Genomic DNA, 20,700 nt, shown 5'->3' with positions numbered 1-20,700 from the left:
CAACACCACCAGAAGACACCGGAACAACACCACCAGAAGACACCGGAACAACACCACCAGAAGACACCGGAACAACACCACCAGAAGACACCGGAACAACATCACCAGAAGACACCGGAACAACATCACCAGAAGATTCGGGAATAATATCCTCAACAGAAACATGTGCAGGAGGTGTACGTTTAGAAACCGTAAGAATGTCGTTATCATCAGCAGATGTTTGAACATATTCATTTTCTAAACGAAAATTCCAAAATTTCCCCCCATTCAAAGCAAATTTTTGTTTAACATGCTCATCCCCTCTAGTAGCACTTGGATCATAAGAACGAAGTACATATTTATAAGGCGCCCCCTCTAAGGCAACATACTGTCCATTCAATTGAAAAGAGTCAGGCAATGCATCTCCATAAACTTGAATAATTGAAACACTATGCGCTTTTTCGTTTTTTTCTTCTAAGCCTTCTGCAACCCCTTGTATATGGACTATAGTTCTTCCCTTAACGTCACCATGAATGAGAAGCCTATCCGTTACTTGATGACCACTTGTATCATTAGGATTTAAACGTGCATTCAAATGAATCCAAGCATCACCAAAAGCCTGATAAACAATACCTGTTCCTTTTCCAATATAAAGCGTCTGATAGGCATGAGCAGTGCCGGATTTCGGTTTTTCAAAAGTAATAGAACTATTAGAAAGACGTACCGATGAAATAAACGAAACACCTCTATAATTAGGATCTTCTAATTTTTTATGTCTTGGTTGCAATAAAGCCCACTGTGAATTATTTTTCAAGTCAAGGTCAACTGTAGAACTATTATCAACCTGAGTTTGACCGACAAGTGCAGAAGCATCAGCAACAACCTTTATAGAAGAGTTACGATCAGCCTTCAGCAACAAATCTCCAAAAAGCTTTGTTTCCTTTAAAGATATTTTAGACTTTCCAGATTGACTGCTATAAACAGCTATACTATCTGGAACTACAAAACGCGTCTTTTTCAAATTAATGAACGATGTTTTTCCCTCTGACAAACCCTCTAATGTTGCCTCATTTTCAAAGCGCATACCATAAAATGCATTACCTTTCACTGTAATATTGGAATCCCCAATATCAATCTGAGAACCTTTATTTCCCTGCAATAAAAGCCCATGAGCATCAGTAACATCAACAGCCCCTTTCATAAACTCAACATAACCATCTTTAAATATATGAAAAGCAGCATTATCATTCTGACGATCTGCATTCAGCCCTTGACCATCCTTGCCAGTACTACCTTTTCCGGTAATAGAGACACCCTCTAAAATAAAATATCCTTTTTCTCCTGCTTTAACCCCAACACTCCCTAAGCTAATTTTCGTATTCGTTAAATAAACTCCACTTTGAGATTTTCCTTCTGCAAAAGCCCCTACTTTGATTGCATCAATCGATCCACCGGATATTGTGAAGGAAGCACTATGAGCTTCTGCCCCTACTAAAACACCACTCAAAGTGAAATCGCTCAGAGAGGCTTCCGCCTTTTCTGATACCTTTAGTCCATATTTCCAAAAGTTCTTTTCCGAATTATTCTTTTCATCCCCAATACCCTTAACAGTTATATTCTTGCCACGAATAATTGTATTTTCCTTAGACACCTCCATGGCTCCATGAACACCATTAACATTTTTATCCGTCAAAGAATAAACTTTATTATTAATTTCATGATTTCCACCATCATCACACTGATAAAATACTGCATTCTGATCACATGAAGATTGCTTTTTTCCAGAGGAAACTTGAGCTGCAGCATTGTGTGCAAAAACATCAACATTGTGTGTCAAAAATAGGAGTGCCGTTGTACAAGTATATAAGGAGAAACGATTTTTAAATAGATTGACCATAATTACACCATAATTCTGCCCCATTATAGAGCAATACATAACGTTTAAAAACTTAACCAGAAAATTTAATACGTTTTGGTTTAAAGATGGAGAACCTATTAATATTTTTTGTGTTTTATGTAAATATGAAATTAAAAAATTACTCGAAAATACAATCTAAATCTGTTGCTTTTACAAATAATTTGCAAAATATAACTGAAAAACGACAGAAAAATCACCTTTAAAGTTGTTATTCAAAAACACCCTTAATCAGTTAACATGCATTAAAAACACCTACTTAACTGCTGTCTAATCACCCCCCAGAGCTGACATAATCAACATCCTCACGATAGATCTTATATTGAAACAATATGTACTTTGTAAGCAGACAAAACATATGCCAAAATTGAGAAACAAGAGTTTACATATGCATTTTTAGGCAATATTCATGGCAAGATAGCCTAATAAAGGGTAAGAACATGTAAAAATCAGTTCCGATTTTACTATCTCCTTTTAATTCAACTTTACAACAGTCGAAAGCATTCAGAGCCGTACTTTTAAAAAGTGAAGATGACACATGACTTCATCCTGTTATTTATCGAATTCCTTTGAAGAAAACATATTTTCCAAAACAATATATCATTGTGTTTCTCATTCACCAATTTTCTCAGATATATCTCATTATTTCCATCCCCATTTCACAACGACAGCGGATATAATATAAAGTTCATCAGATACAGCCCTCATTGCGCCTGAGTAGCATTTTTGTCTTTGCCAATTTCTAATATTGTAAATCCTCTCCTCTTAACATAATTCCCAAAATTATATTGACCCTTTCTTAAATGATTATCCACTTGCCAATCTTACATATAATAGACAAAGGAATGCTTTTTATGGATTCATCATAAGAGCATTGAAAATATTTCAGCGCCCTAAATTAAAAAATATCTTTATAAATCAAAATATTATAAATGATATAATAATCACTCTGAAATACGCGTTTTGAAACAATAACGTACAAACTCTTCAGACTTTTCAAAAAAAATGAAAGAAGTCCAACCTAAAAGCATATTAAAGATATGCAAAGTCACACTCTCGTAAAAATGCTATAACACAAGATGAATAGAGAATGAGAAAAGCCACAAGTACAACTTGTGGCTTTTTGAAAGATTAATCAAAAACAGGAACAACACTAGAAATGATAACGCAATCCACCTGAAAAACTCGTTCCAGAAAAACCAGCTTTCGTTAGTTTGTGCTGATAAACCAAATCGCCGTAAAGCGCAAATTTTTGAGACAATTGGGCATTAAAACCTAACCCAGTTTCTAATGAAGAACCAAAAGCACCTAGCTGAAAAGCATCTTTAAAATGCACAAATTGTTTTCCTTCAAAACCATGAGCAAGATGAAGCTTGCCATAGAAAGAAATAACTTGAGCCTCATCAGTAGCGACCAGCCTCTTTGTTAAACGCCCCCCAATACGCCCTATCCATTGATGAAGCTTTCCTAAATCAATATCAAAGCCGTCCACATCACGCACCTTATTAAATTGAAGATATTGATAAACAACCTGAACTTGAGGATCAAAAACAAAACCGTCCTCTCCTACCATAAATGTTTTACCAGCAGTCAATGAAGCACTTAAAGGATTTCCCTTTAATGTTGCCGTCTTGCCCCGTGCGGTTGTTAGAACATCACCCTTAAAAAACCCATAAGACACAAGACCATCAACGTAAAAACCCGCATCATGCTGCATACCACCATATGCTGTAACTGACCATTTATCAAATGTACTTTTTTGACTCTGCTCAACATTCAAAGGTTGCAAAGAAAATCTCTCGTAAGCCCCGATAATTCCAAAAGAAGTGGAACCATACGTATTTTCGATTGCTTTCAGCAAAACACCAGCCTCTAGTGCATTATAATCAAACTCGCCGCCATAACCATATTCAAACGCAGAAAGATTTGAAGTATAACGATGATTGCCGCCATAACCGCTCACAAAAAAGAAAGGATTTTCACGACTTTCTAATAAGCCCCCAGAAGCAATTCGCAAAGCTTCTAATCGCTTATTTTGATTGTTAACATTCATCAAACCAATATGACGTAAGGCATTAGGCAAAAGGAGATAAGTCGGAACCTGCGGAACAACAGCCTTAACGCCCGGCTTAGGATAAGGCTCCGGAGCTGGTTCTGGAGAAGGGACTGGACCTGGAATTGGGTCAGGATCTGGTTTAGGTTTAACATCAGAATCTATCGATCTACTTTCAAGGCGAAAATCCCAAAATTCTCCGTTCCCTTCAACTAATCTCTGATCCATGTTTGCTTTTCCAAACTCAGATTCTGGACCATAACTATAAAGCTTATACTGATAAGGTAATTTATCTAATGCTACATAACCACCTTCCAACTGAAAAGAATCTTGCTTTGCTTCTCCAGAAACCTGAATGATTGAAATACCTTCAGCATTCCCCCCCTTTCCCGTATATCCTCCTGGACTTCCTGCAACTCCATGCACTTGGAGCTTTGTTTTTCCCGAAACATCACCATGAATTAAAACACGATCAGTCTTTTGATGATCAAGAGCACCACCACTATTCAGGTATGTATTAAGAGAAATAGAGGCACCGCCCTGTGCTTTATAAACTTCACCCTTTCCCTTTCCCACACGAAGGGTTTGATAATCATCAACAGAAGAAGATTCGTGTCTTTTAAAATTAATAGAGCTCTCATCCATAAGACTCACGAGTGAAATAGAAGAATCATGTGCAGCCTCGTGTTGATCTTTTTGCAACGGTTGTTGTAAAATCCATTGAGAATGACCTCCTAAATAAAGCTCAGCATTAGAATTTTTATCAACGTGTGTGCGACCCTCAAGAGTAGAAGCATCCGCCAAAACTGTTATAGAAGCACCTTCCTCAGCTTTTAATAAAAAATTCCCTGAACGAAGAATGCTGTGTACCAACCCCACCGCACCAGAAATCATGTTTTTACCATAAAGAGCCGCATCGTCTAAAACAGAAAACTCTGTTTTATCCAAATTAACAACTTCTAATCGTGGTGGAACTTTTTCTTCCTCTGATGAAATTTCTTCTTTTTTATCCCCACCTTCACTCCATGGCTTCTCTCCCCGAAAATAGATACCATAAGATCCCTTACCCTTTACGGTAACAGAAGAGGATTTCATATTAACTTCAGTCACAGGAATCTTTGAATCAGAATCCTCATTTGATAAATCTTTAACTTCCTGAAGAGGAATAGAATTAACTTTATTTTCTAATAATATGCCATGGATACCCCCACCAGTACTAACAATAGTACCCTCTAAATTAACAGCCCCCCCTAAATCCATATGCACAACCGCACGATCCTTACCTTTATCACCCTTCCCAGTAATTTTAACATTCTCGAGATTTACTTTTCCACCTAACATCGAAGAAATCCCATGGCTGTTCATAAAATCAACTGATCCACCTGACATCCAAATTTCTGAATGATCATAACTTAAAAGACTTGCATTCCCATTAGCGGTCTCAATTTCTGTATCTTCTAAAAGAACAAACGATTTCTCTGCTGCATCAACACCCTCATGACTTGCCTTAATCTTTCCATTTTTTACCTCAATCACGCCATCACTCGCACGAAGGGCTATAACTGTATTTTTGATAATCGGATCTTTCAAAACAATCTTACCGTTCTCTAATACATGTACCCCCATTAGAAAAGTTTTATCAGCAACTTGACTACTAACCGTTACATCCTCTCCGCGAACTTCTGTACCTATTCCTTTCACCGTTATAGCAGTAGGATTTTCAGGATAATTGGAAGCGTTCTCATTCGTAATCTTATAAGATTTATTATCAATTTTAGGCTTCCCTTTAGACTCCCCGCAATTATCGCATATATAATACAACCCATTATAGTAATAAAACCAACGCTTTATACCTCTTTCATCAAAGCCTGCATCTTTAACAGAGTTATCTATATGACCATTATTCGATCCCTCCATTCCACTCAACCCACGATAATCACTTCCCCCACGAATACCCTCATCGTTATTGCCAACAGGAATCATATTAGGAGGATAATAATTCTGCCCACTCTCTCCACTAAGGGGAGGCTTATACGCATTACTCCCACTAAGATGAGGACCAGAAGTAACACTAATACCGTTAATCGGAGTAACAGTTATAACATAAGGTTTACCGACCTCCTCTGTAGCGGCATACACTTCTCTTCCATTTTGAAGCAAAGAGAGGATAGCGGTTGTACAAGCACATAAACATACATGATTTCTAAAAACTTTAATCATAGTTCCCTCGAAACTTTCCTTCCCCTCTCATTAAAAACAAAAGCACTTACAAAACACCCCATTGCACACCTCAAAAATACGAAAAGTGTAACAAAAGAACATGCCTCATGCTCATCTGAACTGTGCAATGAATTATCCCAATAAATTTGGCAAAAGCTCTACGCCAAAACCACCTATAAGAGAATAGTTACAAAACACACTTTATGAGTGTATAATGCATTCTGTATTTCGTGTAAAGAAAAAATAAAACCAGTGCGTGCAATTAATTAAAAACACAATCAAACCTTGTGAACTTTAAAAATTAATCCACAAGGAGATGAATGAAACAATGACTTAAATCAGTAGAAAACAAACGCTCAAAAACGAGCTTTAGAAAACATCAAATATTATATTAGATAATATCAATACAGTACCAAAAAGGATAACGTAACGCATACCGGTCTTCTGAACGCTTAAAAAACCGATAAAAGCAAAGCACTTTATCGCATCAGTAGCAGCATAAATTTTAAGAAAGTTCGATTTAGCGGAGAAAAGTGCTCTCATGCATAAAACAAACTATGTCTTTTTTGCTTAATAAAGAAGACGAGATTTTTTAAGAACAACACAAGTTGTTATAAAGAGAAAAGGCAGCACAATGTGCTGCCTTTTCTAATAAGGTACATAGTGTACCTTATATTAAAACTGATAACGTACTCCTCCGGAAAAACTTGTTCCCGAAAAACCAGCCTTATTAAGCTTATGTTGATAGAGAATATCAGCATGCAGAGAGAACTGTGGCAACAATTTGGCATTAAAACCTAATCCAGCCTCTAGAGAGGAACCAAAAGCTCCTAACTTGAAAGCATCATTGAAATGCACAGACTGTTTTCCTTCAAAACCATGAGCAAGATAAAGCTTACCATAGAAAGCAATAGCATTCACGCCTTCAGAACCTGTAGGAATCTTGGTTAAGCGTCCACCAACACGTGCTACCCACTGATTAAGGTTACCCATTTCAATATCAAAATTGTCAATATCACGAGCTTTATTAAACTGGAGATGTTGATACACAACCTGAACCTGCGGATCAAAGACAAAACCCTTATATCCTGTCGCAATTGTCTGACCACCAGCTAAAGAAATACTCAAAGGATTACCTTTTAATGTTGCTGTTTTACCCCGTGCAAGGGTGAGAACATCACCTTTGAACAGACCATAGGATAAAAGACCGTCGACATAGAAGCCAGCATTATGCTGCATGCTACCATATACCGTAGCAGTCCATTTATCAAATGCACTCTTCTGGCTTTGCTCAACATTCAAAGGCTGCAGAGAAAGTTTTCCATAAGTTCCCATAACACCAAAGGATATAGCACTGTCAGCATTTTCAATAGTTTGCAGCAGAACACCTGCCTCTACACCATTATAACTAAGATCGCCGTCGTAACCATATTCAAGTGCGGAAAGATCTGAAGCATAACGGTAACTTCCACCATAGCCGCGCAAGTATAAAGCGGGATTTTCACGAACCTCTACCATTCCTGTAGAAGTCATCCGCAACGTCTCCAATTGCTTATTTTGATTGCTAATATCCATCAAACCAGCGTGGAATACGCTATTAGGCAAGACAAGATAAGTTGGAACCTGTGGAACAACAGACCTTACAAATTGTTCAGGAAGGGCAGCAGATCCAACAGACTTAACATACTGATTTTCTAGACGGAAGTTCCAAAATTCTCCACCATCCTTAACAAATTTCTGCTGAACATGCTCCTGTTTCGAAGTCGCTTCTGGACCATAAGCACGAAGAGTATATTTGTAAGGTGAGTTTCTCAGTGCAACATAATTGCCATCGAGTTGGAAAGAGTCTTTCTTTGCTTGACCATAGACCTGAATAATTGAAACAGTGTGAGCAATCTTGGCATTAGCTTTACCATCTCCTACATTGCCCGCATCACCTCGTACATGTATTTTTGTTTTTCCAGAAACATCACCATGAATTACAAGCCGATCAGTGACTTGCTGATTATTCGGATCACGAGGATTTAAACGTGCATTGAGATGAATTGCAGCATTACCCTGTGCAGCATAAACTGTTCCTTTCCCATTTCCAATATGGAGAGTCTGATATTTTCCTTCAGATTCCGAAGAGGCAAAATCAATAGTACTATTTACAAGACTTACAGAAGAAACGCATGAATCCACACATCCTAAATCTGGAGTACCCAAATTCCTCTGTGCACTTCTTTTTAGAATCCACTCTGATTGATTAATTAAATCTAATTTTGCATAAGAACTTTTATCAACGCGAACATCGCCTTTAACAATAGAACTATCAACCAAAACCGATATATTGGAATCATTGTCAGCCTTCAACAACAAGTCACTAACAAGAGTTGTTTCATTTTCTACTGAAACATGACCACCAGAATTATTACCATAGATCGCTATACCACTTGCAACTTCAAAATCAGTCTTTTTCAACGAAACTGTCCCTGTTATGCCTACAAGCGTTTTTTCCTGTTTGGATACAGTACTCCGCTTAACAACAATTGCTTTCTCAGTTGCTAAATCCTCACTCCGATTTTGTTGACTCGCTTCTTTCTGTATTCCCCCATCAAAATATATACCATAGGTTCCATCACCTTCCACTGTAACAGTAGAAGACTCAATATTTACGTGATTCATAGTAGGACGAACGTCAGAGGATCTCCTTCTCCTAGAAGAACCCGTCTCAACAGCATCACCACTCTTCATAACCCACACAGCATGGGCATCAGTAACAACATTTCCGTTCTTAAAATCAACAGAAGCATTATCACTCACCAGAAAAGCTGCACGTCCAAATTTCTCTGTAGAATTCGACTTTCCTGCTTCCTTTTTCGCAGTAATGTTAACTTTGTTTAACTTAATGCTTCCCCCAGCTTCTGAGCGAACAGCCACTCCATTTTCCAAAGTAATAGCCCCAGAGTCCATAGACACCTTACCAGCCTGACTTACCAAACCAGCCACAGCCAAATCCCCCGTCACGTTAATTCTCGTATCCTTTAAATTAACAGATGATCCAGAACCCGCCAAAGCGCCCACATAACGCGCATTGACTGTTCCAGTGTTCATCGTAATCTTTCCGCCCCTTTGCGCTTCAAGACCAATTAGAGAAGATTGAATTGTTGAATTTTTTTCCAAAACGACTTCTGCGCTATCTTCTGCAAGAACAGCACTCATAGCCTTTAATTCAGTAAGATCAACATTGCTTTCATTATCACCCCCCCCCATAATTGTAGCATTCTCCAACTTAATAACTGTATTCTCATTCTGTGCATGCATAGAATGCTGAACTTTATCATTCCCTTTCAGTATAAGATTTTTTATTGTATGTGTCTTACCATCACCGCATGCATAAAGAGCTTTCTCCACAGCATTACTCTCTTCGCTATTGTTCTGTATATCATCACACGTAGAAGAAACATCACCATCACCAGAACGACCCAATACAAGAACACGCCCAACAGGTCCACTAGGTTTTACGCCAGATACAGAAGGTTCCGCCACACCACCACTATCTCCTCTTCCACGAGCGTCAGTGACAGTATTAGAAACACGAGGAACAACATATTGATTTTCTAAGCGAAAATCCCAAACACTTCTACTATTCGCATTTCCACTACTCGTAATTAATTTCTCATCAAAAGGTTGTATTTCCGAAGAAGAAATGGTTGGACCATAAGCACGAAGAACATACTTATAAGGCAACCCTTCTCGTGTAATATAACCACCGTCTAGCCTAAAAGAATCCGCCTCTGCTTGTCCAAAGACCTGAATAATTGAAATACTATGAGATTGCTTATCATCTTGTTGTGTTCCTTCTGAAGTATCTTTTACACGCACTATCGTTTTTCCAGCAACATCACCATGAATCAAAAGCCTGTCAGACATTTGATCACTATCCGAAGTATTAGGAACTAAACGCGCATTAAAGTAAATATAAGAATCTCCAGAAGCAGCGTAAACCGTGCCGTTCCCATCCCCAACGCGAAGTGTTTGATAACCTCCATCTCTATTTTCAGATCGTAAAAACGCAATAGCACTATCTTTGAGATCTATAGACGAAACACAAGAATCCATACAATCTGTATCCGAAGCTTCATTACTATACTTACTTTTTGCTAAATGCCATTCTGAATAATAAGATAAAAAAAGGTTTGCACTCGCGGTTTTATCAATGCGTGCAGAACCTACAATACTAGAATCATGAGCAAAAACCTTCAAACTAGAAGAACCTGTAGCACGCAATAATAGATCACCAGAAACTAATGTGTCTCCTCCTAAAGCAACAGAACCGCTCGAATCGTTACTATAAATGGCCACACCATCTGGAACCTTGAGAACAGAACGTCTTAAAAGAACCATATGCCTCCCATCTACTTCTGGTTCTTCCGAGAAAGATGCTTGGCTTTCTACAACACCTCCAGTAGCTACTGTAGCTCTAGTTGCTCCTGCAACATCACTACTTCTTCTAACTCTAGCACTTGATTCTTCTCCTTCTTCACTTTGATTATTCGTTTCTAAACTTCTTTTTTCGAATTCTGGTTCACTTTTACCAAAATATATACCATAAGAGCCTCTATCTTTTACTGTAATAACCGAATAATTGATAGCAGACCTAATGCTAGCATAGTCATCAGCAAAAGTATTCTCAACAAATTCAGTAAAACTATCGACCTTTCCAGGACCAGACCTTAAATTAATGACACCAAAGAGACCATTTTCAATACCGTAATTACTATTTATCCATAGAACAATAGCATTAGAACCGTTAAAGATTACACGATTAGAAGAAACAAAACCATCTTCCAATAAAAAAACAACACTAGGATCCAGTACACTAGAAGCAGCCTTTCCACTTAAAGTTCCTTCTGGAGATTCGTCATTGTTTCTCTCTTTTTCAGCAATATGAATTCTAACATCTTCTAGTTTAACAAATCCTTCGTCTTCCGCCAAAATCCCCACACCACCTTTTGCAAAAGTAATTGATCCAGATTTCATCGTTATTTGAGATCCACCAGAACTATGTAAACCAACTACATTCAGAGGTACTTTATCATTAACGACTTCCACATTAATATCTGTCCCCTCTAAAAAAATAGACGATTCAAAACTAGCTGTAGCACCCAAAAAAGTTTTTTTGATGCTTCCTCCCTTCATATGAATATTTCCTTTGTACCCAGCCTCAAGACCAGTAACAAAGTTCTCGATATTTGACTTCAGCAATTCAACCTTTGCACCTGCTAACGACAATACAGCACTCCCAAACCCCATAACAGCAGGTTGAGCACTAAAGCTTTTAGGATCTACACCAACGATAGATACACCTTCTACCTTTACACTTGTCGCCTTAGCAATATTTACAGTTTTGGATAAAGGTCCCCTTACAACGCCAGAACGCGAAGAGTCAACAACACTTACACGTCCGGAGGTATTCCCGTTTACAAGACCATTAACAGTTCTGGCAGCTCTGGCAGTTCTGGAACCTGCACTGACAGTTCTGGAACCTGCACCGGCAGTTCTGGAACCTGCACCTCCCGTTACAACGCTAGAACGCGAACCCTTCGCATTATCTATAACAAGACGACCCACTGCAAACACAGCATTATCACCGTATTTTTTTACACGAATCTTACCTCCTTTTATTGTATGTTCTCCACCGTCTACACATATAATGGATCCACGCTCTGACTCATCAGAACTATCTTCACACATATCTATACCGTCTTTAGGAAAAAGCGCAAAAAGAGGTATTCGTGAACCAGGAAGTTGTCTTATAGAAACGTACGCTCTAGGCAATGGACCCTTTGCTTCTGATCTAGGTTCAATGAGTACTTCTAAATATTCTAATGCTGAAGATAGTCCTGTAACTAGAGATTCAGGCGTTGGAACTATAGAAGAGATAGAAGAGGAGATAGAAGAGATTGAGTCAGCGACAGATGTTTTAACTGTATCCAATGCAACTGAAACTACCTTTTCAGCGATTGCATCAGAGACAGATGTTGTAATTGAACTAGGAACAAATGACGCAAATGGAGATAATACAGGCGAAGAGAATGAGAACCAACCATTCCCCATAGAAACATCTACACCTTGCAAAAAGAAGAAAGCACTTGTCGTCAGTGCGTACAAACGTGTACGCTTTTTAAATACATTGATCATATGTCAAACTTTCTAAATAATGTTGCAAAAACACTAGAATTAAGTGAAAATGAGGTAAGTGAACGATTTGTAACATATGTAAGTCAACTTTACAACATAGTGTTATTTATTTATGCTTCATTTTGTGCATAAAAATACCAAAGTTAAGTTTTTAATTGCAAACCCCTTGTAATATCAGATAAAAGGATAAAATCACGATGATAAAATATATGAAATGGATGACTTCTGTTTTACTGGTTGCCATCAGCTTTGCAACGGTTTTGTGGACTCATACGAGTATTGCAAATACCAGTACCCAGACAAATGTAACGATTGATCATGTTTCAGGCACGACTTCTGTTCCCGCTTCTCCGCAAAAGGTTGTTGTGTTTGATCTTGCTTCGCTAGATAATATGAATCGCCTTGGTATCCAAGCCGTTATTGGCCTTCCTGAAGGAAAAAAACCTTCCTATCTGCAACAATTTAATGATGAAAAATATGAAAGAATTGGAACCGTTTTTGAACCAGATTATGAAAAAATTGCCACTCTTCAACCCGATTTGATTATTATTTCCTCCAGAACTCAAGCAAAATATAAAGATTTATCCAAAATAGCTCCAACAATTGATCTAACCGTAGAAAACGAAAATTCTCTTGAAGATATTAAACGAAATGTGTCTATCCTTGGAAAAATTTTTGGCAAAACACAAGAAGCAGAACAGGAAATTGCAAAACTCAATGAAGCTTTTGCTGAAGTCCGTAAAAATACCCAAGGAAAAGGCACTGGGCTCATACTCATGACTTCTGGTGGAAAAATCAGTGCTTTCGGACCAAAATCACGTTTCGATATTTTTCACTCCGCTTTTGGAATTGCCCCTGCAACCGATAAACTTACCGTGCAAAAACATGGACAACTCATTTCTCCTGAATTCATTCTTGAAACCAATCCTGATTGGTTGTTAGTGATTGATCGCGATGCAGCCATTGGACGGGAAGGACAATCCGCAGCACAATTGCTCAACAATGAGCTTGTTCACCGCACAACAGCGAGCAAACAAAACCAAATTATTTATTTGGACTCTTGGAGCTGGTATCGTGCAAATGGTGGTTTAACGGCACTCATTGAAACCGCACAGCAGATCAATGAAGCCTTTACAAAGAGCAAATAAGCGTACAAAAGAGCTTGCTTGCTATATAAATAAAATTTAAAAGCAGAGGTTGTTTATTAAGCAGTCTTTGCTTTTTGTAGGTTTTGTTAGAAAATGATTTAACGTGAAGAATTACTGGATAACCATAACACTTCTAATTTTCCTGTCTATCCTCAGCATTTTTGTTGGTTATTCTGATGTCACACCTTCTGACCTATTCGCAGCCGATCCCCATGCGTGGCTTATCTTTTGGCAAACACGTCTTCCTCGTACCATTGCAATCCTTTTAGTAGGCGCAGCACTTGCACTTTCAGGTATGATTATGCAACTATTGACACGCAATCGCTTTGTCGAGCCATCAACCACTGGAACCATTGAATCTGCTTCCCTTGGCATTCTTTTTATTATGATTTTTTTACCCGATATTCCTGTTTTAGGAAAAATGGTCGTTGCGACAATTTTTGCCATGGCAGGCACTTTACTTTTTATGTTTTTATTGCGACGCATTCCTCTAAAATCTGCTCTCATTGTACCCCTTACAGGGATTATGCTAAGCTATATTATTGGCTCTTTAACCAATGCCATTGCAGATTATGAAATGTTACTCCCTTCTCTTCAAGCTTACTTATTTGGCAGTTTTTCGATGGTTCTTGAAGGAAAATATGAGCTCTTATGGTTATCCCTTCCCCTTTGTATTCTAGCCTATTGTACTGCTGATCGCTTTACGGTTGCAAGTTTGGGAGAAGATTTAACCAACAACCTTGGATTGAATTATCGTGTTGTCATGTTTTTTGGTCTTTTTATTGTCGCCTCAATCACTGCTGTTGTTGTCTGTACCATTGGCCGTATTCCTTTTGTTGGATTGATTATTCCAAATATTGTTTCAAGTTTCATGGGAGATAATATGCGCTATACCGCTCCTTGGGTGGCCATCAGCGGTGCAGGATTGGTCTTGATTTGTGATCTTTTAGGACGAATAATTCATCCCTCTCTTGAAATTCCCATCAGCACCATAATGGGTGTAATCGGTAGTTTTATTTTTATGATACTGCTTTTACGCTGGAGAAAGCGTCTTGGATAAAAGAAGAAAAACAATATGTGTACTAACAACACTTATCATCATAGCATGTACTATCATTAGTCTTTACATGACATGGAATATCAATGTTTATACATGGAAATTTCGTCTTACAAAACTTTCCTCTCTGCTTCTTATTGCCTACGCAATAAGCGTTTCTACGGTTTTATTTCAAACAATCGTTAATAACCGTCTTCTTACCCCTTCAATTATGGGATTTGATCAGCTTTATATTTTAATAAAGACTGCCCTAATGTATTTTGTAGGCTCTCTTTCTTTACCCTTTTTGAATGAAGAAGGACAGCTTGTTCTTGAAGCCCTCATTCTTATTCTTTTTTCAATAAGCCTTTTTCGCTGGCTCTTTTCAGGAAGCCTAAAAGGGCTTCATTTGACGCTTTTAATCGGTGTTGTTTTAGGCGGCTTTTTTTTCAGTTTACGGATGTTTATGCAATTGCAACTCAATCCAGACCAAATGATGAATTTAACGGATATTATGTTTGCAAATTTTAATAAATTCAATACACCATTAATAAGCTTTGCCACAATCATTGTCTTCATTGTGAGTCTGATTGGATGGCATTCCCGTCATCTTCTTGATATTTTGGCTTTGGGACGTGAAAATGCCCTCAATCTTGGCGTTAATTACCACAAAAGTGCGACAGCTGTCCTTATTTTTGTTTCCATTCTCGTATCCATTTCCACCGCATTAGTAGGCCCCGTCACCTTTTTTGGACTGTTAGTTGCCAACCTTTCCTATGAACTTTCTCCTCAAGCAAAACACAGTGTTGTTGTGCCGATTGCAATATTGTTAGCGATTATTTGTTTGGTGGGGGGACAATTTATTTTAGAACAAATTTTTCATATGGCAGGGCGTTTAAGTTTTATCATTGAGTTTTGTGGGGGTATTGTTTTCTTAATGTTACTGATGAAGGGAAAACTAAAATGATTGAGATCAATCATCTTTCCAAGGCTTACGGAGCACGATTGATTATCGATAATTTATGCCTTCATCTTCCAAAAGGGGGGATTATTTCTCTCATTGGGCCCAATGGTTCCGGAAAATCAACTCTTTTAATGCTGATAAGACGTCTTTTGCCACACCATAATGGTACAATTCATATCGACGGCTTTGATATTGATAAAATGCCCCACGATATTTTGGCTCAAAAACTCTCAATTCTGCGTCAAGAAAATCCTTTGTCTTTTCGCTTAACCGTGTACGATTTAGTAAGTTTCGGACGCTATCCTTATTCAAAAGGCTGGTATACACATGAAGATAAACAATTTATCGACAGTGCGCTACGCTATCTCGGCTTACAAGATTTAAAAGACCGTTTTTTAGATGAGCTTTCTGGCGGTCAGCGTCAACGCGCTTTTATAGCCATGGTTATCTGCCAAGACACTGATTATCTTCTTTTAGATGAACCATTAAACAATCTGGATATGAAACATGCCGTTTCTATGATGAAGCAGTTACGCCGCACAGCTGATGAACTGAAAAAAACCATTCTTATTGTTATGCACGATATTAATTTTGCCTCATCTTACTCAGATATGATTGTTGCATTGAAAAATGGGAAAGCGGCCTATTGTGGGACTCCAAAAGAAATTATGCAACCAAAAATTCTTAAAGACATTTATGATGTCGATATTCAAATCAAAACAATTAATGACATCCCTATCGCTCTTTATTATCGATAATCATAAAGATTTTTTGCGCTTGCATGCACTATAGAATCTGCTAGGGATAGTAAAATTGGCTTATTGGGGAATAGTTTAATGGTAGAACAGCGGACTTTGACTTCGTCAATCTTGGTTCGAATCCAAGTTCCCCAGCCAGTATTTAATGCCAGCCAGTATTTAATGATTGTAGCTTGTCATCGGGTTTTGTATAATTTGAAAGCAGGTTTTGCATCAATTTATTTTTTTCAAAGGATCTTCAAAAACGTTCACGGGTTATTTAAAATCCCTTTAATGCATATTTTTCTCTTCCTCTAAAAATTGCAATTTGAGATGATAAGCTCTTGAGCCGGTGCGGATTCTTTGAACCACATGTATAAGATTATGTGCCAACCTCTTTTATCTTAAATTGGCTAAAGATTTTTCGGATCTGAGGCACATCATTGACTTTCCCTTTAATTGCACAAGCAAAGCAAACATCGTCTGGTAATCCTCTCGCAAATAAATCCTTTCCATAGTAATACACGTATATCTGGCTATGTTTATGGGAACGCCTTATCTAATAGCTATAAACCTATCTAAAGAGAATTCAAAAAAGAAAGCCGTGCCAAATGATATGACGCGGCTTTCAGATATTGATTATAAGATTCGAATGAATCATCCACAATGGAGTAATGAATGCATATATACAAAACGTATATATTGCAAGTGCTCTATTAGAAATATGAAAACTTATCAAAAGAAACGTAAATGATAGCTATGATTTTGATATCATTCATTAGCATTATAGAGCCTATAAAAGCTTAGTAACTTTATCAATCCAATCAAAAGAAAATGCATCTTAAATGAATGTCTTCTCAATAAGGCTTTCATAAGTATCTTTTCATTTTGCACTCAAATGTAACTTCTTTGCAAATTAACCAGCTCAAATTTGAGTTGGCAAAATCAACCAATCCAATTTTGGAGGCATTATCTTTAGAATAGAGCCATCTTTAAACATTATAGCTTTTGACTCAAAATTGAATAAAATCCCATGCCTTAGATGTTACAATGGTTTTGAATTTTGCTGCCTCATCTTTTTTTCAATAGGTGCCCCCCAATTTGGGGGGAGCTCATTTGGTTTCGTATTTTTAAACTGTAACTTTTAAAACGTTTTTTGCTCGCTTGCTTGCGTTATATCATTAAAAGGTTTTCAGTTTCATAAGACATAACATTGTGATTTTCATTCTATATTGTGATGATAGTATCTATATAATGCCTGCCTATCATTTACTAACTTTTTAGAAAGCGTTTTTAAAAACGATCTTGTCTTTAAATTCTTTTATGCAATCTTTATGAACTCAATCCATAAGCTTATGATAGTTTCAAACGATTATTCCTTTTAAGGTTGCACTCAAATAAAGAGCAAAACACATCCCATTCTTAAATGTATACAATTTATGTTATCGATAATTCCAAACGACTGAAATTTAAAACAATGTGATTTGTGCTGTGATAAAAACGTATCATAAAATTTATGACCTGTTATGAATGATAACCGCTTTTCATTTCATTTGAATGCACCCATGCGTTATAATATTTACATCATGATTTGCTTTTTATGGTCTATTCATCCATGGCAATCTTATATAAAAATGATCAATTCAAACATGCATAAAAGTATGGATTCTTAAGTGGGTTTATACAAAATAACTGCACTTAATGTATTGATTTTATTAGTTTTTATGTACAGTACCTTTTTAACTTCATAAAGATATCAATTTCCTTGTAAAGAATATTCCTCCCATTCCAACAAAAGACTCCACATAAGGCGATGAGGGATAGCTTCTATGATTTACAGGTACTGATCACTGGCCATGCAATAACGCCGACTGATGTCCAAGCCAATGAGGCCGCCTGTGGGAACAGGCAAGTTGTGGGGCTGAATATAATGGAACAGCACCGAACGGATAAGCCACGCGTCGTAAGTAAGCCTCTTAGCGTGCATAGCTTATAGGTTTTGGAAACAGACAATTATTATAATTCAGGTATTATAATTCAGACGATTAAACATCGGATCTCAGGCTTTTAAATCCAGTGGACAAACACGAATAATGTGTCCGTCTGGATCTTTGATTAGGAAGGTACGTCCAAATACATCAGTATACGGTTCCTTCAAAACATTTATCTCAACAGTGGTTGCTCTTTCCATTCCGCATAGAGCTTATCTACATCCTCTCCCTTAGGCAACATAATGCCGATTTCTGAAAAACGAGGTGCATTTTCCTCAGGCGTATCGCCCCCAGATCAGAGAGCAAAGAGTGCATCCCCCGAAAAAGCAAATGCAACATAGCGTGGCAAAGTAAACACAGGTTCTTTCTTGAAGATGAATTTGTAAAAAGCGGTAGAATATTCTACATTTGAGACATATACCAACTGTAGGTTTGGGGGAACAGGATAAGTGGAAATATTACTCATTAATTCTCCATGATTTAGTAGCTGTCTTTTAACAAAGTATGCCTATATAGAGAATATTTCAACAAGAGTTTGTGATGCTTCCGTTCACGGTGTGCTCTATTTATATGTGTTTATTCGCTTATTGCTATATGCTAAAACATTGAGACCGCCACTACTGGGATTATAATGATATCCCTATCGCTCTTTATTATTGATAATCTAAAGATTTTTTGCACTTGCCTACACTATAGAATCTGCTAGAAATGGTAAAATTGGCTTATTGGGGAATAGTTTAATGGTAGAACAGCGGACTCTGACTCCGTCAATCTTGGTTCGAATCCAAGTTCCCCAGCCAGTTGTATGTATGTAGCTTGCTGTAGCTTGCCAGCAGGTTTTGTATGTAGCTTGCCAGCGGGTTTTGTATATTTTGACACTAGGTTTTGTACCAATTTATTTTTTTTAAAGAGTTTTAAAGATGTTCTCAAAGGATCTTCAAATGCCTTTCAAAGGGTATTTAAAGCTCTCTTTAACGCATTTTTCTGCTCCTATTTTTCCAAATCACTAAAGCGTGTAAAATCGGATTGAAAGGCAAGGGAAACGATTCCTGTCGGACCATGGCGTTGTTTTGCTATAATAACTGTAGCTTGCCAGCAGGTTTTGTATATTTTGACACTAGGTTTTGTACCAATTTATTTTTTTCAAAGAGTTTTTAAGGTGTTCTCAAAGGGTCTTCAAAGACCTTTCAAAGATCATTTAAAGCCTCTTTTTCTTTTCTGCTCAAAATCGCAATTTTTGATGATCAATCATTGAGTTGGAATCGTATTATTTGAGAAGCAGCGTATATAAGATGGTATGACTTCTTTTAGCATAAATTGACTGATGATTTTTCTGTATCCTAAGCACATTATTCAGGACATTATTAAATAAGAGAAGCGTTTAAGGAATTCGGTCAACTTGACCAAATTGCTCTTCAGTATGCAATTGTGCAATGTTTGCACCATTGCTCCTTTGAGGAATTGGGTAAACAATACCCTATTGCTGTACTCATGCAATTGGTGCAAGTTGCACCTATTCCTCATCACGACCGATCAAAGGGTCAAGTTGTCCCTTTGATTTTCTGTCACTCAGAGGTTTCCTTTTCTCCTGCCTCTTTTCCCTTGTTTGGTGCCTCGAGTGTGATTTCTGTGGTGTATCCGCTTTGTTTTTCATAGCGGTGGGTGACGGTCGCGGCTTTCCATGGACCATTGATTTGCCCACGAAACCCTTGAAGGATGAGAGGTTGATCCGCCATGATTTCAGGGCGTCCCTCAAGGGTCAAAGAACCACTGCCTACAGCACGACACAACCTGTCCGACTCGGAAGCAGCAGCAGCTCGTGCTTCCTCCTCACAAGTGTAACAAGTCCGCAAACGCCGCACGGGACCGCTAAACCCTGTCTGATGTTTGACTTGGCATTGCTGCCCTTTTGAGCGATCAAAATAAGAAGCTTCAATGGTGCCATATTGCGTACGTGGCTCTAGGGTAAATTCCCAGTTGGAACAGTCGTGCTTATGGATGTCGAGTGCTGGTAAATTATCTCCGCTTAAAAACAAAAACTTATTGTCCTTGATCAAAAAACGTGCCTGCATGCGGTCAGCAAGGCGGGTTAAAAAATCAACAGCCGATTGATCTGTACGAATCACATAAGGCAAAGTTTGTTTGCTAAACTGAGGACTGATCTTTGCTTGATAGCCATGGCGTTTGGCAAGTGTCTCAACAATCTCTCCAACAGTTTTGTGATCAAAATGTTCACTCACCTGTTCTTTGAGCTCTTTGCGCATGGAGGCGCTTTTGCCACAAAGGCGCAAGATTTCTCCATCACTGCCACCACAACTTACAACCGATTCGACAACAAAACACCCCATAAATGCACTGATGCTGTTCTCATAGCCAAAGATCACCTGTAGCGCACTGTTGCTTGAGGGAACCTCTAAATCATTGCCACTATCGTCAAACTCTGCTTCAAATGTATCGGCTTCATTACCGGC

8 protein-coding genes, 2 tRNA genes and 3 pseudogenes are annotated in these 20,700 nt (G+C 37.9%); 6 read left to right on the top strand and 7 right to left on the bottom strand.

Annotated elements, in window-relative coordinates:
* The 3 genes and pseudogenes from ACFIK0_RS07685 to ACFIK0_RS07675 form a co-directional block, all read right to left on the bottom strand.
* Positions 1–1,876 (bottom strand): annotated as a pseudogene (locus tag ACFIK0_RS07685) (autotransporter outer membrane beta-barrel domain-containing protein); the annotation flags it as partial.
* Between the two features lie 1,171 nt (positions 1,877–3,047).
* Positions 3,048–6,167: an autotransporter outer membrane beta-barrel domain-containing protein gene (locus ACFIK0_RS07680; protein ID WP_375663746.1), complete on the bottom strand. Its 3,120-nt coding sequence runs from the start codon at positions 6,165–6,167 to the stop codon at positions 3,048–3,050.
* Positions 6,168–6,842: 675 nt separating this feature from the next.
* The gene (locus ACFIK0_RS07675; RefSeq protein WP_375663745.1) at positions 6,843–12,353 is read right to left on the bottom strand and encodes an autotransporter outer membrane beta-barrel domain-containing protein; all 5,511 of its coding nucleotides are present in this window, start codon (positions 12,351–12,353) and stop codon (positions 6,843–6,845) included.
* Positions 12,354–12,550: 197 nt separating this feature from the next.
* Here ACFIK0_RS07675 and ACFIK0_RS07670 point away from each other — a divergent pair, with 197 nt between their 5' ends.
* The 5 genes from ACFIK0_RS07670 to ACFIK0_RS07650 all read left to right on the top strand — a co-directional run bounded on the left by ACFIK0_RS07670 (position 12,551) and on the right by ACFIK0_RS07650 (position 16,397).
* Entirely contained in the window at positions 12,551–13,501 is a 951-nt protein-coding gene (locus tag ACFIK0_RS07670; protein ID WP_375663744.1) for a siderophore ABC transporter substrate-binding protein, read from the top strand.
* Between the two features lie 103 nt (positions 13,502–13,604).
* The gene (locus ACFIK0_RS07665) at positions 13,605–14,561 is read left to right on the top strand and encodes an ABC transporter permease (protein ID WP_375663743.1); all 957 of its coding nucleotides are present in this window, start codon (positions 13,605–13,607) and stop codon (positions 14,559–14,561) included.
* Positions 14,554–15,504, top strand: coding sequence for an iron chelate uptake ABC transporter family permease subunit (locus ACFIK0_RS07660; RefSeq protein ID WP_375658079.1), 951 nt, complete (start codon positions 14,554–14,556; stop codon positions 15,502–15,504). The genes ACFIK0_RS07665 and ACFIK0_RS07660 overlap by 8 nt, the downstream gene beginning before the upstream one ends.
* Positions 15,501–16,259, top strand: coding sequence for an ABC transporter ATP-binding protein (locus ACFIK0_RS07655; RefSeq protein WP_273791485.1), 759 nt, complete (start codon positions 15,501–15,503; stop codon positions 16,257–16,259). The genes ACFIK0_RS07660 and ACFIK0_RS07655 overlap by 4 nt, the downstream gene beginning before the upstream one ends.
* 64 nt (positions 16,260–16,323) lie before the next feature.
* Positions 16,324–16,397: transfer RNA gene (locus ACFIK0_RS07650), tRNA-Gln, on the top strand.
* 155 nt (positions 16,398–16,552) lie between these two features.
* Here ACFIK0_RS07650 and ACFIK0_RS07645 read toward each other — a convergent pair.
* Positions 16,553–16,755: pseudogene (locus ACFIK0_RS07645) on the bottom strand (DNA adenine methylase); the annotation flags it as partial.
* A 1,769-nt stretch (positions 16,756–18,524) separates the two neighbouring features.
* On the bottom strand, positions 18,525–18,695 hold the full coding sequence (locus ACFIK0_RS07640) for a hypothetical protein (protein WP_375643604.1): 171 nt from the start codon (positions 18,693–18,695) through the stop codon (positions 18,525–18,527).
* A gap of 260 nt (positions 18,696–18,955) precedes the next feature.
* Here ACFIK0_RS07640 and ACFIK0_RS07635 point away from each other — a divergent pair.
* Positions 18,956–19,029 (top strand) — tRNA-Gln (locus ACFIK0_RS07635).
* Positions 19,030–19,219: 190 nt separating this feature from the next.
* On the opposite strand, the pseudogene ACFIK0_RS07630 reads toward ACFIK0_RS07635, so the two are convergent.
* Both ACFIK0_RS07630 and ACFIK0_RS07625 read right to left on the bottom strand, forming a co-directional pair.
* Positions 19,220–19,318: pseudogene (locus tag ACFIK0_RS07630) on the bottom strand (DnaB-like helicase C-terminal domain-containing protein); the annotation flags it as partial.
* A gap of 476 nt (positions 19,319–19,794) precedes the next feature.
* Positions 19,795–20,700: phage late control D family protein (locus ACFIK0_RS07625; protein WP_375663742.1), on the bottom strand; the 906-nt coding region annotated here is incomplete at its 5' end.

The sequence above is a fragment of the Bartonella sp. CL63NXGY genome, assembly GCF_042194905.1.
Lineage (GTDB): Bacteria > Pseudomonadota > Alphaproteobacteria > Rhizobiales > Rhizobiaceae > Bartonella.
The sequence above is the reverse complement of the archived record's forward strand: the minus strand, read 5'-3'. Positions and strand labels throughout refer to the sequence as shown.

Bases quoted from the DNA above. Each gene is read 5' to 3' on its own strand.
- ACFIK0_RS07680 (WP_375663746.1), bottom strand. From the start codon at position 6,167: ATGATTAAAGTTTTTAGAAATCATGTATGTTTATGTGCTTGTACAACC.
- ACFIK0_RS07675 (WP_375663745.1), bottom strand. From the start codon at position 12,353: ATGATCAATGTATTTAAAAAGCGTACACGTTTGTACGCACTGACGACA.
- ACFIK0_RS07670 (WP_375663744.1), top strand. From the start codon at position 12,551: ATGATAAAATATATGAAATGGATGACTTCTGTTTTACTGGTTGCCATC.
- ACFIK0_RS07655 (WP_273791485.1), top strand. From the start codon at position 15,501: ATGATTGAGATCAATCATCTTTCCAAGGCTTACGGAGCACGATTGATT.
- ACFIK0_RS07640 (WP_375643604.1), bottom strand. From the start codon at position 18,695: ATGAGTAATATTTCCACTTATCCTGTTCCCCCAAACCTACAGTTGGTA.